The 15,239-nt window shown below is 69.5% G+C and carries 12 protein-coding genes and 1 tRNA gene; 5 read left to right on the plus strand and 8 right to left on the minus strand.

Annotation, left to right across the window (positions count from 1 at the left end; genetic code table 11):
- Window positions 1-187: 187 nt before the first annotated feature.
- From thrB to argS, 5 genes are all read right to left on the minus strand, one after another.
- Window positions 188-1,108, minus strand: a complete 921-nt coding sequence (gene thrB, locus VLF38_RS06970) for a homoserine kinase (RefSeq protein ID WP_325270556.1) — start codon at window positions 1,106-1,108, stop codon at window positions 188-190.
- A 3-nt stretch (window positions 1,109-1,111) separates the two neighbouring features.
- A complete protein-coding gene (gene thrC / locus VLF38_RS06975; protein WP_325270557.1) occupies window positions 1,112-2,173 on the minus strand; it encodes a threonine synthase in 1,062 nt (353 codons plus the stop codon).
- Complete coding sequence (locus VLF38_RS06980) at window positions 2,173-3,456, minus strand: homoserine dehydrogenase (protein WP_325270558.1); 1,284 nt, start codon at window positions 3,454-3,456, stop codon at window positions 2,173-2,175. Before VLF38_RS06980 ends, thrC begins: the two co-directional genes overlap by 1 nt.
- 84 nt (window positions 3,457-3,540) lie before the next feature.
- The gene (lysA, locus tag VLF38_RS06985) at window positions 3,541-4,947 is read right to left on the minus strand and encodes a diaminopimelate decarboxylase (protein ID WP_325270559.1); all 1,407 of its coding nucleotides are present in this window, start codon (window positions 4,945-4,947) and stop codon (window positions 3,541-3,543) included.
- 3 nt (window positions 4,948-4,950) lie between these two features.
- Window positions 4,951-6,639: an arginine--tRNA ligase gene (gene argS / locus VLF38_RS06990; RefSeq protein ID WP_325270560.1), complete on the minus strand. Its 1,689-nt coding sequence runs from the start codon at window positions 6,637-6,639 to the stop codon at window positions 4,951-4,953.
- A gap of 83 nt (window positions 6,640-6,722) precedes the next feature.
- On the opposite strand from argS, the gene VLF38_RS06995 reads away from it, so the two are divergent.
- The 3 genes from VLF38_RS06995 (at window position 6,723) to VLF38_RS07005 (ending at window position 10,977) form a co-directional block, all read left to right on the plus strand.
- Window positions 6,723-6,798: transfer RNA gene (locus VLF38_RS06995), tRNA-Arg, on the plus strand.
- Window positions 6,799-7,005: 207 nt separating this feature from the next.
- Window positions 7,006-10,719: a multifunctional oxoglutarate decarboxylase/oxoglutarate dehydrogenase thiamine pyrophosphate-binding subunit/dihydrolipoyllysine-residue succinyltransferase subunit gene (locus VLF38_RS07000; RefSeq protein ID WP_325270561.1), complete on the plus strand. Its 3,714-nt coding sequence runs from the start codon at window positions 7,006-7,008 to the stop codon at window positions 10,717-10,719.
- 81 nt (window positions 10,720-10,800) lie between these two features.
- Window positions 10,801-10,977, plus strand: coding sequence for a DUF6104 family protein (locus VLF38_RS07005; RefSeq protein WP_181322100.1), 177 nt, complete (start codon window positions 10,801-10,803; stop codon window positions 10,975-10,977).
- Between the two features lie 68 nt (window positions 10,978-11,045).
- Here the strand turns inward: VLF38_RS07005 and VLF38_RS07010 are convergent, their stop codons facing one another.
- From VLF38_RS07010 to VLF38_RS07020, 3 genes are read right to left on the minus strand one after another with little or no spacing between them, the layout of a single operon-like run.
- Complete coding sequence (locus tag VLF38_RS07010) at window positions 11,046-11,267, minus strand: hypothetical protein (RefSeq protein ID WP_325270562.1); 222 nt, start codon at window positions 11,265-11,267, stop codon at window positions 11,046-11,048.
- 48 nt (window positions 11,268-11,315) lie between these two features.
- Complete coding sequence (locus tag VLF38_RS07015; RefSeq protein ID WP_325270563.1) at window positions 11,316-12,509, minus strand: acyl-CoA desaturase; 1,194 nt, start codon at window positions 12,507-12,509, stop codon at window positions 11,316-11,318.
- Window positions 12,510-12,542: 33 nt separating this feature from the next.
- Window positions 12,543-13,655: a ferredoxin reductase gene (locus VLF38_RS07020; RefSeq protein ID WP_325270564.1), complete on the minus strand. Its 1,113-nt coding sequence runs from the start codon at window positions 13,653-13,655 to the stop codon at window positions 12,543-12,545.
- A gap of 155 nt (window positions 13,656-13,810) precedes the next feature.
- Between VLF38_RS07020 and VLF38_RS07025 the strand changes: the two genes are divergently transcribed.
- Complete coding sequence (locus tag VLF38_RS07025) at window positions 13,811-14,461, plus strand: TetR family transcriptional regulator (protein ID WP_325270565.1); 651 nt, start codon at window positions 13,811-13,813, stop codon at window positions 14,459-14,461.
- On the plus strand, window positions 14,443-15,239 hold a 797-nt coding region (locus VLF38_RS07030; protein ID WP_325270566.1), incomplete at its 3' end, for an alpha/beta fold hydrolase. The genes VLF38_RS07025 and VLF38_RS07030, both read left to right, overlap by 19 nt.

The raw sequence follows: 15,239 nt of genomic DNA on the forward strand, positions 1-15,239 counted from the left end.
CGCCTCGACACAGTAACACCGGCGGTCGTCAACCGAGCCGTGTCGCGCGTGGTCTCAGGCACCGACCACCGCTTCGCACATGCGGACTGGGGACCGGTCACCGGTTCGCACGAGGCGTGACGACCCCTCACGTGGGAGGTCATGATCGAGCTCGGGGCGCGCATCTCGCTGGCCCCGACGAGTCGGGTCAGCTGACGACGACGCCCTCGTGGTCGACGTCGAGCGGGTAGGAGACCCAGCCGTCCGGCGTACGGGCGACGAGTGCCTGACGCTCCGCGCGCGAGGTGGCGAACGCCAGCACTGTCGGTCCGGCGCCAGAGATGATCGCGGCGAGGCCGTGGGCACGCAGCGCCCGAACGAGCGCGAGCGAGTCCGGCATGGCCGGCTCGCGGTACTCCTGATGGAGCCAGTCACGGGTGCCGTTGAGCAGCTGGGCCGGCTGGCCCGCCAGCGCAGCGACCAGCAGCGCGGCGCGGCCGGCGTTGGCCGCAGCCTCGGCGTGCGGCACGGTCGCGGGCAGGAGGCCGCGCGCGACCTTCGTCTCGACCGGGGTCGACGGCACGAAGGCGACGGCGGAGATCGCGGGATCGACCGGCGAGGAGACGGCGTAGAACGCCTCGTCCTCATGGCCCGCGATCACGAAACCGCCGTACGCCGCGGGGGCGACGTTGTCGGGGTGCCCCTCGATCCCGGCGGCGAGCTCGAAGAGCCGGTCGTCGGACATCAGCATCGAGCCACCCACGACGAGGCCACGGCCGAGCGCGAGACCCGCGACGATGGCGGCCGACGACGATCCCAGTCCACGGGCGTGCGGGATCACGTTCTCGCAGGTCAGACGGAGTCCGAGCGCCGAGCCGTCGACTCCGAGCGGGTCTTCACCGAGCTCCTCCAGCGCGCGGTTGATGCACCGCACGACGAGGTGCGAGGCGTCGCGCGGCACCGAGTCGGCGCCGACCCCGCTGACCGCAACCTCCAGGCCCGACGGAAGCACCTGCGCGGTCAGCCGGTCACGCATCGAGAGCGCCAGCCCGAGCGCATCGAAGCCCGGGCCGAGATTGGCCGAGGTGGCGGGGACGCTGACGCGGACGACCGAGTCGACGAGCGCCATCGCTCAGAGACCAGCCGCTGCGGCAGCCGCATCGACGTCGGCGTCGACTACCGTGTCGACGACGCTGCCGAACCCGGCGAGCGCGGTGACGGTGTCCTTGAGGCCGTGACCAGTCACGGTGATCACGACGGTCTTGCCCGCGTAGGACTCCCCCGCCTCGAGCTCACCGAGGAGACCGGCGACACCGGCCGCCGAGGCCGGCTCGACGAAGACGCCGTCGTGGGCGGCGAGTGCGCGCTGCGCGGCGAGGATCTGCTCGTCGGTGCGCGAGTCGAAGCGACCCTCGGACTCCTTGACCGCGTTCATCGCGAGGTCCCACGACGCGGGGTTGCCGATGCGGATCGCGGTGGCGAGCGTCTCCGGGTCGTCGACCGGGTGGCCGAGGACGAGCGGCGCGGCGCCCGCCGCCTGGAAGCCGCGCATCACCGGACGCTTGGTGGCCTTGCCGGCCGCCTCGTACTGCGTGTAGCCGAGCCAGTACGCCGAGATGTTGCCGGCGTTGCCAACCGGCAGCAGGTGGTAGTCGGGAGCGTCGCCGAGGAAGTCGACGACCTCGAACGCCGCGGTCTTCTGCCCCTCGAGGCGGTGCGGGTTGACCGAGTTGACCAGTGCGACGGGGTACTTCTCCGCCATCTCGCGCGCCATGCGCAGGCAGTCGTCGAAGTTGCCGCGGACCTGGATGACGAGCGAGCCGTGGAGCACGGCCTGGGCCATCTTGCCCGCGGCGATCTTGCCCTCCGGGACCAGGACCACGGGGGTCACACCGGCCTTGGCCGCGTAGGCCGCCATGGCGGCGGAGGTGTTGCCGGTGGAGGCGCAGACGACCGCCTTCGCACCCTGGTGGACAGCGACCGAGAGGGCCACGGTCATGCCACGGTCCTTGAACGAGCCGGTCGGGTTGTCGCCCTCGACCTTGAGCCAGACCTCGCCGCCGGTGACACCGGAGAGCCAGGCCGAGTGGACCAGCGGCGTGCCACCCTCACGGAGGGTGACGGCGGGGGTGTCCTGAGGGATGTCGAGGAGCTCGCGGTACTCCTCGATCACGCCCTTCCACTGGTGGGCCATCACTCGGCTCCTTCCACGCGCATCACCGAGGTGACGTCGCGCACGATGTCCATGTTGCGGAGGTGCTCGACCGTCGCGGCCAGCTGCGCGTCGGTCGCGGGGTGCGAGACGACGACGAGCTGCGCGTCTGCCCCGCGGCCCTCCTGGCGGACGGTCTGGATCGACACGCCCTGGTCGGCGAAGGCGGTGGCGACCGCGGCGAGCACGCCCGCACGGTCATCGACATCGAGCTGCACGTGGTAGCTCGTGACGGTGTCGCCCATCGACAGCAGCTCACGAGCGGCGTACGCCGACTCGCCGGCGCCGCGCGTGCCCGCGAGCTTGTTGCGGGCGATGGTGACGAGGTCACCGAGGACGGCGGAGGCGGTCGGCGAACCGCCGGCGCCCGGGCCGTAGAACATCAGCTGGCCGGCGGCCTCGGACTCGACGAAGACCGCGTTGTAGGCACCCCGCACGGAGGCCAGCGGATGCGACGCGGGGATCATCGCCGGGTGGACGCGCGCGGAGACGGCTCCGTCGCGCAGCTCGCAGATCGCCAGCAGCTTGACGACCGACCCCATGTCACGGGCGGAGGCGACGTCGGCGGCGGTGACGTCGGAGATGCCCTCGCGGTGCACGTCGGCGGCGGTGACCCGGGTGTGGAACGCCAGCGAGGCCAGGATCGCGGCCTTCGCAGCGGCGTCGAAGCCCTCGACGTCGGCGGTCGGGTCGGCCTCGGCGTAACCCAGCGCCTGGGCCTCGGAGAGCGCGTCGGCGAAGCCGGCACCCGAGGTGTCCATCTTGTCGAGGATGAAGTTGGTGGTGCCGTTGACGATGCCCAGCACGCGGGTGACCTTGTCACCGGCGAGCGACTCGCGCAGCGGCCGGAGGATCGGGATGGCGCCGGCGACAGCAGCCTCGAAGTAGAGGTCGCGACCCGCCTTGTCGGCCGCCTCGTAGAGCGTCGGACCATCCTCAGCCAGCAGCGCCTTGTTGGCGGTGACCACGGAGGCGCCGTTGTCGAGCGCGGCCAGGATGAGGGTGCGGGCGGGCTCGATGCCCCCGATGACCTCGACCACCAGGTCGATGTCGCCGCGCGTGACCAGGCCGATCGCGTCGGTGGTCAGCAGCGCCTCCGGCACCTCCACCTCACGGGGGGCGTCGAGGCGGCGGACAGCCACGCCGGCGAGCTCGACGGGCGCGCCGATCCGCGCCGCGAGGTCGTCGGACTGCTCCTGGAGCAGGCGGACCACCTGCGAACCGACGGAGCCACAGCCGAGGACGGCAACCTTGAGCGGACGCATGGTCCCAGCCTATCGGCCGTACGCCGGGTCCCTCGCCCACATCCCAGTCCCCGGAGGGCCCGCGAGAGGGCAGGGATCAGGGTGTCAGCCGAGGTCGCTCGCGAGCAGGTCGTCCTCGGTCTCGCGACGCACGATCACGCGCGCCTGACCGTCGCGGACGGCGACCACCGGCGGGCGCAGCGCGTGGTTGTAGTTGGACGCCATCGAGCGACCGTAGGCCCCGGTGCCGGGCACGGCGAGGAGGTCTCCCGGAGCGATGTCGCCGGGCAGGAACTCGTGCTTGACCACGATGTCGCCCGACTCGCAGTGCTTGCCCACCACCCGCGCCAGCACGGGCGCGGCGTCCGAGCGGCGCGAGACGAGCGAGCAGGAGTAGTCCGCGTCGTACAGGGCCGGGCGGATGTTGTCGCTCATGCCGCCGTCGACGGAGACGTAGGTGCGCGACGCACCACCGTCGAGCGCGACCTGCTTCACCGTGCCGACGGTGTAGACGGTGCACATCGAGGAGCCGACGATCGCGCGGCCCGGCTCGATGGAGAGGTGCGGGACGGCGATGCCGAGCGCGGAGCACTCCCCCGTGACGATCTTCGTGATCTGCGCGGCGAGGTCGGCGGGGTCGGCCGGGTCGTCCTGGGTCGTGTAGGCGATGCCGAAGCCGCCACCGAGGTCCATCTCGGGCATGACGTGGCCCAACTCGGTGGCGATGCGTGCGTGGAGGGCGAGGACCCGGCGCGCTGCGACCTCCCAGCCCGAGGTGTCGAAGATCTGCGAGCCGATGTGGCTGTGCAGGCCGTCGAGGTGGAGTGCCTCGGCCGCCGCCACGCGTGACGCCGCGTCGAAGGCCGACCCCGAGGAGATCGAGAAGCCGAACTTCTGGTCCTCGTGGGCGGTCGCGATGAACTCGTGCGTGTGTGCCTCGACACCTGCGGTCACCCGCACCATGACGCCCTGCGGCCCGGAGAGCGCGCCCGTCGAGATCAGCTCGGCGGCGATCGAGGCGAGCCGGTCGATCTCGTCGGTGGAGTCGACGATGATCCGCCCGACACCCGCTGCCACCGCGCGCCGCAGCTCCATGGGGGTCTTGTTGTTGCCGTGGTAGCCGATCCGCGCCGGGTCGATGCCTGCGCGCAGCGCGACGGAGAGCTCGCCATCGGAGCAGACGTCGAGGCAGAGCCCCTCCTCCGCGACCCACTTCGCGACCGCGACGGAGAGGAACGCCTTGCCGGCGTAGTAGACGTCGTAGCCGGCGAAGCCGTCACGGAAGGCGCGGGCCCGGGAGCGGAAGTCCTCCTCGTCCAGCACGTACGCCGGGGTGTTGACGTCGGCGACGAGGTCCGGGACCGCGACGCCCCCGACGTGGAGGATGCCGTCGTCGTCCTTGCGGGCGGTCTTCGACCACAGCAGGGGGATCAGCTCGTTGGCATCGTCGGGCTGGCGGAGCCAGACGGGAGACGTGCCGGCGAAGTCGCCGGGCGGGACCTGACGGGCCATGGCTTACATCCTCTCCGGCGCGGAGACGCCGAGCAGGTCGAGGCCGTTGCGCAGCACGGTCTGCATCGCGTGGACCAGGACGAGTCGCGCGAGGTTGGCCGGGGCGACGGGCTCGTCACCCTGCGGGAGCATGCGGCACTCCTTGGTGTCGTACCACCGGTTGAACGCGGAGGCGGTGTCCTCGAGATAGCGGGCGATCCGGTGCGGCTCGCGCAGCTCGGCGGCCGTGGCGACGACGCCCGGGTAGGCGGCGAGGGCACGCAGCAGCTCGCCGTCACGCTCGTGGTCGAGCAGGGTCGGGTCGAAGGCCGCGACCGCGCCCTCGAGCGACATCGCCAGGTCCGCGGCGTTCGCGATCATCCGGCAGGTCCGGGCGTGGGCGTACTGCACGTAGTAGACCGGGTTGTCGTTGGAGGCCTTGGTGATCTCCGCGACGTCGAGCACCAACGGGCTGTCGGCCGGGTAACGCGCGAGCGAGTAGCGCAGCGCGTCGACGCCGATCTCCTCGGCCAGCTCGTTGAGGGTGACGATCGTGCCGGCCCGCTTGGAGAGCTTGAGCTCCTGGCCGTCGCGCAGGATCTTCACGAGCTGGCCGATCATCACGTCGAGGGTCTGCGCCGGGTCGTCGCCAACGCAGGAGGCCATCGCCTTCAGGCGGTTGACGTAGCCGTGGTGGTCGGCGCCGAGCAGGTAGATGCAGTGCTCGAAGCCACGCGCCCGCTTGTCGAGGTAGTACGCCGTGTCGGAGGCGAAGTAGGTCAGCTCGCCGTCGCTCTTGATGAGGACCCGGTCCTTGTCGTCACCGAAGTCGGTGGTGCGCATCCAGAGCGCGCCGCCCTCCTCGTAGACGTGGCCGAGGTCCTTGAGGCGCGCCAGCGTGTGCGGGACCCCGCCGGTCTCCTGGCCCTCCTCGTGGAGCGAGAGCTCGGAGAACCAGACGTCGAAGTGCGTGTTGAACCGCTCGAGGGTCTCCTGCTGCTCCTCGAGCTGGATCGCGTAGCCGACCTCGCGGACCGCCGCGACGCGCTCCTCGCCCTCAAGCTGGAAGATGCCCGGACGCGCCTCCTCGACGGCCTTCGCGAGGTCGTCGATGTAGCCGCCGGCGTACCCGTCCTCCGGCGTCGGCTCCCCCAGGGCCGAGGCGATGATCGAGCGGGCGAAGTTGTTCATCTGCACGCCGCGGTCGTTGATGTAGAACTCACGCGTCACGTCCGCGCCGGCTGCCGAGAGCACGCGACCGATCGCGTCACCGAGGACGGCCCAGCGCGTGTGGCCCAGGTGCAGCGGGCCGGTCGGGTTGGCCGAGATGAACTCGACGTTGATCCGCTGCCCGGCGAGCGTCTCCAGCCGGCCGTACGCCGGACCCGCCGCGACGATGGCAGCGGCGACCTCGCCCTGGGCGCCGGCCTCGACGAAGATGTTGAGGAAGCCCGGGCCGGCGATGTCGACCTGCTTCACCCCGTCGGACGCCCCCAGCTTCGCAGCGACCAGGTCGGCGAAGGCCCGCGGGTTCATGCCGGCCTTCTTGCCCAGCTGCAGGGCGACGTTGGTGGCGTAGTCGCCGTGCTCCTTCTGGCGCGGACGCTCGACGTTGACGGTCGCGGGCACGCCGTCGGGCAGCGTGAGGGCGCCGTCGTCCACCAGGGCCTGCAGGACGTCGACGATCGTGGCGGAGAGCTGCTCAGGAGTCACCGGGGAAGCCTATCGGCGGCCCCGGGTTTCCATCGCACCGATATCAGCCGGTAGTGTCCGCTATCGCGCTGGTCACAGCGCATGCCTCCGTAGCTCAGGGGATAGAGCACCGGTTTCCGGTACCGGGTGCCGCAGGTTCGAATCCTGCCGGGGGCACCACGAGCACGGCCCGCATCGCGACGCGATGCGGGCCTTTTTCGTTGCCCTGCAAGGGGTTTGACGTCACGTGAGGACGTGAGGGGTGTGGAGTGCGCCATCCGCAGTCCGAAACGGCGTCCCACCTGCCCCATTTCATGCACCGGGGGTCTAGCCTTGCTCCCGTTGTCGTAACCCGAACGAGCCGCACCGGAAGAGGCGAAACTAGCCGTGGCCGAACAGAACAACCCACTCTCCGACTTCGGAGCCAACGAATGGCTCGTCGACGAGATGTTCGAGCAGTACAAGAAGGACCCGTCGAGCGTCGGACCCGAGTGGACCAGTTACTTCGCTGCGCGCAACGGATCCGGTACGCCGGCACCCGCCGCCGCTGCCCCGGCTGCGGCTCCCGCCGCGTCCCCGGCGCCCGCAGCCCCCGCTCCGGCTGCCTCCCCGGCTGCTGCAGCTCCGGCCGCCCAGGCGCCGGTCACGGCACCGATCCCGGTCGCCAAGCCGCGCCCCGACAACACCAAGGCCGTGGAGCCCGCCAAGGGCACCACCAACCCGGCCCCGCGTGACCCGAAGCCTGCCGCGCCGGCCGCCGCCAACGACGAGCCGACGTACCAGCAGCTCAAGGGCATCCCGCTGGCCACCGCGAAGAACATGGACATCTCGCTCGCGGTCCCGACCGCGACGTCGGTCCGCAACATCCCGGTCAAGCTGCTGTGGGACAACCGCACGGTCATCAACAACCACCTCAAGCGCGCCCGCGGCGGCAAGGTCTCCTTCACGCACCTGATCGGCTACGCGATCATCAAGGCGATCAAGGCCTACCCGGAGTACAACAACACCTACGCGGTCGTCGACGGCAAGCCGACGATGGTCTCCCCCGCCCACATCAACCTGGGCCTCGCGATCGACCAGCAGAAGCCCGACGGCACCCGCCAGCTGGTCGCCCCGTCGATCAAGGGCTGCGAGTCCATGGACTTCGCGCAGTTCTGGACGGCGTACGAGGAGATCGTCAAGAAGGCGAAGAACAACAAGCTGGGCATGGACGACTACCAGGGCACCACGGTCTCCCTGACCAACGTCGGCGGCCTCGGCACCAACAACTCCGTCCCGCGCCTGATGCAGGGCCAGGCCGCGATCGTCGGCGTCGGCTCGATGGAGCTCCCGCCGGAGTTCCAGGGTGCCTCCGAGGAGACGATCACCCGCAACGCCGTCTCGCGCATCATGACGATGACCTCGACCTACGACCACCGCGTGATCCAGGGCGCGCAGTCGGGCGAGTTCCTGCGCAAGGTGCACCAGCTGCTCCTCGGCGAGGACGGTTTCTACGACGAGATCTTCCGCTCGCTCCGGATTCCCTACCAGCCGATCCGCTGGGCCAACGACGTCTCGCACTCGCACGACGACGAGATCTCCAAGCAGGCCCGCATCCTCGAGCTGATCCACGCCTACCGCGTGCGCGGCCACCTGATGGCCGACACCGACCCGCTGGAGTACAAGCAGCGCAGCCACCCCGACCTCGAGATCGAGCAGCACGGCCTGACGCTGTGGGACCTCGACCGCGAGTTCGCGACCGGGTCGTTCGGCGGCGAGGGCCGCCGCTTCATGAAGCTGCGCCAGATCCTCGGCATCCTGCGCGACTCGTACTGCCGCACCACCGGCATCGAGTACATGCACATCATGGACCCGGAGCAGCGCCGCTGGATCCAGGAGCGCGTCGAGAAGCCGTACGACAAGGAGTCGCGCGAGGAGCAGCTGCGGATCCTGGAGAAGCTCAACCAGGCCGAGGCGTTCGAGACCTTCCTGCAGACCAAGTTCGTCGGCCAGAAGCGCTTCTCCCTCGAGGGCGGCGAGACCGCCGTCGCCGTCATCGACGAGATCGCGGAGGCCGCCGCCCAGGCGCAGCTCGACGAGGTCTGCATCGGCATGGCCCACCGTGGCCGTCTCAACGTGCTCGCCAACATCGTCGGCAAGTCCTACAACCAGATCTTCCGCGAGTTCGAGGGCAACATCGACCCGCGCACGGTCCAGGGCTCCGGCGACGTGAAGTACCACCTCGGTGCCGAGGGCGAGTTCGTCGCCGGCTCCGGCGACAAGATCAAGGTCTCCGTCGCGGCGAACCCCTCGCACCTCGAGACGGTCGACCCGGTCGTCACCGGCATCGCCCGCGCGAAGCAGGACGTCCTCAACCGCGGCAACGAGTACCCCGTACTGCCGCTCCTCGTCCACGGTGACGCGGCCTTCGCGGGCCAGGGTGTCGTCGCCGAGACGCTCAACCTCTCGCAGCTGCGTGGCTACCGCACCGGTGGCTCGGTCCACCTGGTCATCAACAACCAGGTCGGCTTCACCACCTCGCCCGGCTCCTCGCGCTCGACGCTCTACTGCACCGACGTCGCCCGCATGGTCCAGGCGCCGATCTTCCACGTCAACGGCGACGACCCGGAGGCGTGCATCCGCGTCGCCCGGCTCGCGTTCGAGTACCGCCAGGCGTTCAACAAGGACGTCGTCATCGACCTCGTCTGCTACCGCCGCCGCGGTCACAACGAGGGTGACGACCCGTCGTACACCCAGCCGCTGATGTACGACCTGATCGAGCAGAAGCGCTCGGTGCGCAAGCTCTACACCGAGTCCCTCATCGGTCGTGGCGACATCACGATCGAGGAGGCCGAGGAGGTCCTGCGCAACTACCAGGCGCTGCTGGAGCGGGTCTTCACCGAGGTCCGCGAGGCCGACGCGAAGCCCGACCAGTGGACCACCGTGCCGGACTACCCGGAGAAGCTCGAGGGTGGCTCGACCGCCGTCTCGGGCGAGGTCCTCAAGCGGATCTCCGACGCGTACATCACCCCGCCGGAGGGCTTCACCGTCCACCCGAAGGTGATGCCGCAGCTGACGCGTCGCGCCGCCGCGATCACCGAGGGCCCCATCGACTGGGGCACCGGCGAGATCCTCGCCTTCGGCTCGCTGCTCATGGAGGGCCGCCCGGTCCGCCTCGCCGGCCAGGACTCGCGTCGCGGCACCTTCGTGCAGCGCTTCGCGACGATCATCGACCGGACGAACGCCGACGAGTGGACGCCGCTGTCCAACCTCACCGAGGACCAGGCGAAGTTCTTCGTCTACGACTCGCTGCTGTCGGAGTACGCCGCCCTCGGCTTCGAGTACGGCTACTCCGTGGCCCGTCCCGACGCGCTGGTCCTCTGGGAGGCCCAGTTCGGTGACTTCGTCAACGGCGCGCAGTCGGTCATCGACGAGTACATCTCCGCCGGCAAGACCAAGTGGGGCCAGGACTCGGGTGTCGTCCTGCTCCTCCCCCACGGCTACGAGGGCCAGGGTGCCGACCACTCCTCCGCCCGCATCGAGCGCTTCCTGACCCTCTGTGCCGAGGATTCGATGGTCGTCGCCCAGCCGTCCAGCCCCGCGTCGTACTTCCACCTCCTGCGTCGCCACTCCCTCGGTGGCGAGCACAAGCCGCTCATCGTCTTCACCCCGAAGTCGATGCTGAAGCGCAAGGAGGCTGCCTCGCAGCCGGCCGACTTCACCTCCGGCTCGTTCCAGCCGGTCATCGGCGACGCGTCGGCCGACCCGGCGAAGGTGTCGACGGTCCTGCTGGTCTCCGGTCGCCTCACCTGGGACCTCGTGGTCGAGCGCCAGAAGCGCGAGCGCGACGACGTCGCGATCGTCCGCGTGGAGCAGCTCTACCCGTGGCCGACCGCCGAGATCCAGGCCGAGCTCGCGAAGTACCCCAACGCCAAGGTCAAGTGGGTCCAGGACGAGCCGTTCAACCAGGGTCCGTGGCCGACGTTCGCGCTGAACATCGCGCCCGAGCTCGGTCGTCCCGTCGAGGCCGTGACGCGCCCCGCGTCGTCCACGACCGCGGTCGGCACCGTGAAGCGCCACCAGGAAGAGGCCAAGGTCCTCTTCGACAAGGCCTTCGCCTGATCCAGCACCGACGACGAAGCCCCCGACCTCGCGGTCGGGGGCTTCGTCGTTCCTGCGTCAGCGGGCTGGAAGAATGGCGGCATGTACTTCACTGACCGTGGCATCGAGGAGCTGCAGAAGCGCCGGGGCGACGAGGAGGTCACCCTCGAGTGGCTGGGCGACCAGCTCCAGGCCTTCGTGGACATCAACCCGGAGTTCGAGACCGCCGTCGAGCGGTTCGCGACCTGGCTGGCCCGCCTGGACGACCCTGAGGACTGATCCGGGCCGGACATGACAACGGCCCCGCCTCCCAGACGGAAGCGGGGCCGGTCGCGTTGCTGCCCGGGTCAGTCCAGGTCCTCGTCGTTCTCGACGCCCATGTCAGTGCGCGCCTTGCGCGCCGCCTCGCGGATCTCGAAGAGGTCGGTGGCGAAGCCGCCGATCGCCTTCACCACGTCACCGACGGCCGTGATCACGATGTTGGAGACCTGGCCGGCTGCGTGGGTCGCTGCCTCGATGGAGTCCTGCACCTGGTCCTTGCGGATCTCGGCCTTGCTGAGGTTGCTCATGGCTTCAGTCTCGGGCGTCGGTCAGCAGACGGCAACGTGACCGCGCTCTCAGGCTGCGGCGACGACCTGGAGGCCGTCGCTGACCGCCACGGACGCCTTCTTCCGGAACGGGAAGGTGAGGATCTCGCGCAGGCCGGCCAGCGGACCCCTGGTGTAGGTGCTGTCCGGGAGCGAGAGCTTGAAGACCTGCTGCCAGACGCTCCAGAGCTGCTTGTACATCGGCGCCTCGTTGTAGCGCACGCCGTACCGCTGGCAGATCTCCTTCACCTCGACCGCGATCTCCTTGTAGCGGTACGCCGGGATGTCCGGGAAGAGGTGGTGCTCGATCTGGTAGCTCAGGTTGCCCGAGAGGACGTCGACCCAGTGGCTGCCGGTGAAGTTCGCCGAGCCGAGGATCTGGCGGTAGTACCACTCGGCGTGGCTCTCGTCCTCGGTCTCCTCGATGGTGAACGTCTCCGCACCCTCCGGGAAGTGACCGCACCAGATGACCGAGGAGGCCCAGAGGTTGCGGACCAGGTTGGCGGCGGCGTTGCCCACGAACGTGAACGGCGCGCCCGGGCCGGACAGCAGCGGGAACAGGGCGTAGTCCTTCAGCGCCTGCTTGCCGGCCTTCTCCATGAAGCGCTTGCGGGCCGGGGCCATGTCGGCCCAGGTCTGCTCGCCCTTGAACCACTTCTCCGACTCGAACTCCTGCAGGGCCGTACCCCACTGGAAGAACGTCTGCAGCAGGCCGCAGAAGACCGGGTTGAGCAGCCAGATCGGGTGCCAGGGCTGCTCCTCGGTCATCCGCATGACGCCGTACCCGGTGGCGTCGTGGTCCTTGCCGACGATGTTGGTGAAGGTGTGGTGCACGTAGTTGTGCGTGTAGAGCCAGCTGTCGGCGTGGATCGTGTTGTCCCAGTCGAAGTTCTTGGCGGTGAACTGCGGGTCGTTCATGAAGTCGTACTGGCCGTGCATCACGTTGTGGCCGATCTCCATGTTGTCGATGATCTTCGACAGGGAGAGGGCGGTGACGCCCGCGAGCCAGGCCGGGGGGAACCAGCCGGCCCACAGCAGGGCGCGGCCGGCGACCTCGAGCTTCTTCTGCTTGTCGACGATGTCGCGGATGTAGTTCGCGTCCTTCTCGCCGAGGTCCGCGACGATGCGCGCACGCAGCTCGTCGAGCTCCTTGCCGAACGCCTCGATCTGCTCCGGGCTCAGCTTGTGCTTCTGGGTGGTCTTCTGGGTGGTGGCAGTGCTCATGAGAACTCCTTGTGGGGTTGGTGTTCTGAGAGGTCAGAGGTCGATGGAGACGTCGCCACACGGAGCCGAGATGCACGGCTTGATGTTGACGTCGTTGTCGGTGTTGAGCTCGCCGGTGAGGACGTTGCGCGTGATGCCGGTGAGCTTGGTGCTGACGCACGCGTTGCAGATGCCGATGCGGCAGCCGTAGTCCGGGTTGAGACCGGCGCCCTCGGCCTGCTCGAGGATGGTCTGGCCGTTGTTGTCGGCCTTCGTCTCCGAGGCGGCGAAGACGAGCTCGCCGGTGGCCTCGTCGGTCGGCACGGTGCGGGTCGGAGCGGCGAACTGCTCCAGGTGGAGGCGGTCCGAGATGCCCTCGGCCTCGAAGACGGCGCGGACGCCGTCCATCAGCGGCATCGGCCCGCAGAGGAACGTCTCTGCCTCGGCGTAGTGCTTGTCCGCCGCGACCAGGTGCTCCTTGGAGAAGAAGCCCTGCAGGTCACCGTTGTCGGCGTTCGTGTAGGCGCGGATGATCCGGACGCCCTCGTACTTCGCCTCGATCTCCGCCAGCTCCTCGCGGTAGATCACGTCGTTCTCCGTGAAGGCGTAGTGGAGGAAGGTGACCTTGCCGATGTAGGCGCGGTCGGTCAGGGTGCGCAGCATCGACATGACCGGCGTGATTCCGGAGCCGCCGCTGATCAGCAGGATGCTGCGCGGGTGCGGCAGCGGAATGTGGAACTCACCCTGGGCGGGCGAGATCTGGACGATCATCCCGGGCTGGGCGTTCGCCAGCAGCCACGGCGAGACCAGGCCGTTCGGGTCCACCTTGATGGTGAGCTCGATCAGGCCGTCGCGTCGGAACTGCGAGTTCGCCGGCGAGTAGCACCGCGTACGGCGGATGCCGTCGATCTCGACGGAGAGCTTGACGAACTGGCCGGCCTTGAAGCCGGCCCAGTTCGCGTTGGGACGCACGGTGAGGGTCACGCTGTCCGCGGTCTTGCGCTGGACGTCGGTCACCTCGGCACGCGTCTCCGTGCGCGACCAGAGCGGGTCGACCATCTCGACGTAGCGGTCGACGCCGTGCGGAGTCGCGAGGGCGGCGGCGAAGGACGAGTCCAGGAAGCGGCGGCCCATCCGGGACGAGGTCAGCACCTGCATGCGGGACATGGCGGCTCCTTTCGAAGTTTGGGTGAACATCCGTTTCTTCGGTGAACGGCTGTTCACTGAAACTATGACCAATGCGCCGGGGCTCGGTCAACCCGCAGCACCGTGATGCCGCCCACCTTCAGTGCACGCGCGTTCACTGTCGGTAGACTGCGGCCATGACGACGCCAGGGGTCTCGCGCAGCGAGCAGAAGGAGCGCACACGCCGTGCGATCCTCGACGCCGCGCTCGGTCTCGCCGAGGAGGGCGGGCTCGCCGCTCTCTCCCTGCGCCAGGTCGCGAAGGAGATCGGCATCGTGCCGACCGCCTTCTACCGCCACTTCGCCAGCATCGACGAGCTCGGGCTCACCCTGGTGACGGAGTCGTTCGACGCGCTTCGCGCGCTGCTCCGCGATGCGCGGACCATCCCCGACGACGCGACCGCCTCCGAGTGGGAGCTCACCGTCTCCATCGCGAACAAGTCCATCGACGCACTTGTCACGCACGCGCGCCAGAGCGACCAGCACCTCCGGTTCATCGCCCGCGAGCTCCTCGCCGGTCCTCCGGCAGTGCGCGAGGCGGTCCGCCACCAGCTGCAGCTCGTCGAGCGCGAGCTGGCCACCGACCTCGCCCACGTCGAGCTCACCCGTGCCTGGTCGTCGTCCGACCTCGCGATCCTCGCCAACCTCCTGGTCAACGCGATGCTCATCCGCGCGGAGGAGCTGAGCCGTTCGGCCAGCGCCGCCGAGACGCGCCGGATCGCCGACACCGCCCGCCGCCAGCTGCACATGGTGCTGGTCGGCGCTCTCCGATGGGACTCCAGCAAGTGACCACCGACCTCGTGCCTGCGAAGCAGGCCCCCGCTCCCCTGGTCTCGACGCTCGCGCGGGCCGCGCGCAACGCGTGGGCGATCTCGCCGTTCGGCGAGGGCATCGAGCAGTACGCCGGCCTGCCGCAGCACGTGCTCTCGGACGAGCCGCACCGGCAGCTGCGTCGCTACCTGAGCGCCCGGCCGCACACCAAGGCGCGCCCGGTGCTCCTCGTGCCGCCGCAGGCCGTCGGCACCAACTGCTACGACCTCCGCCCGGGGCAGAGCCTCGCTGCGCACCTGGTGGCGCAGGGCCGCGCGACGTACGTCGTCGACTACGGCGAGATGACGTTCGCGGACCGGCGGATGGGTTTCGAGGACTTCATCGACGACATCATCCCGGGCGCCGTGCGCCGGGTCTCCGAGGAGCACGGTGGTGCCCCGGTCGACATCGTCGCCTGGTCGCTGGGCGGCACCTGCAGCCTGCTGACGGCGGCCGCGCACCCGACGCTTCCGATCGCCTCGATCACGGCCTTCGGCACGCCCATCGACTACCGGCTGGTCCCCGCGGTGCAGCCGCTGCGCTACCTCGACCGCGTGCTCGGCTCGGACGTGATGACGCTGCCGACCGGGCTGCTGGGCGGCGTTCCCCGTCACCTCACACGGCTCAGCTTCCGGGCGATGGCACCCACGCGTGAGCTGAAGAAGCCGCTCTTCCTCGCCCAGAACATCCTCGACGTCGAGACGCTCGCACGCACGAGCGCGATCGACGGCTTCATCGGCTCGATGCCCGGCTACCC

Source organism: Nocardioides sp., assembly GCF_035481145.1.
Classification (GTDB): domain Bacteria; phylum Actinomycetota; class Actinomycetes; order Propionibacteriales; family Nocardioidaceae; genus Nocardioides.

What these genes read in the sequence shown, in the direction of transcription:
- VLF38_RS07025 (WP_325270565.1), top strand. Translation starts at nt 13,811, where the DNA reads ATGACGACGCCAGGGGTCTCGCGCAGCGAGCAGAAGGAGCGCACACGC.
- thrC (WP_325270557.1), bottom strand. Translation starts at nt 2,173, where the DNA reads ATGGCCCACCAGTGGAAGGGCGTGATCGAGGAGTACCGCGAGCTCCTC.
- VLF38_RS06980 (WP_325270558.1), bottom strand. Translation starts at nt 3,456, where the DNA reads ATGCGTCCGCTCAAGGTTGCCGTCCTCGGCTGTGGCTCCGTCGGTTCG.
- lysA (WP_325270559.1), bottom strand. Translation starts at nt 4,947, where the DNA reads ATGGCCCGTCAGGTCCCGCCCGGCGACTTCGCCGGCACGTCTCCCGTC.
- thrB (WP_325270556.1), bottom strand. Translation starts at nt 1,108, where the DNA reads ATGGCGCTCGTCGACTCGGTCGTCCGCGTCAGCGTCCCCGCCACCTCG.
- VLF38_RS07010 (WP_325270562.1), bottom strand. Translation starts at nt 11,267, where the DNA reads ATGAGCAACCTCAGCAAGGCCGAGATCCGCAAGGACCAGGTGCAGGAC.
- VLF38_RS07005 (WP_181322100.1), top strand. Translation starts at nt 10,801, where the DNA reads ATGTACTTCACTGACCGTGGCATCGAGGAGCTGCAGAAGCGCCGGGGC.
- VLF38_RS07020 (WP_325270564.1), bottom strand. Translation starts at nt 13,655, where the DNA reads ATGTCCCGCATGCAGGTGCTGACCTCGTCCCGGATGGGCCGCCGCTTC.
- VLF38_RS07015 (WP_325270563.1), bottom strand. Translation starts at nt 12,509, where the DNA reads ATGAGCACTGCCACCACCCAGAAGACCACCCAGAAGCACAAGCTGAGC.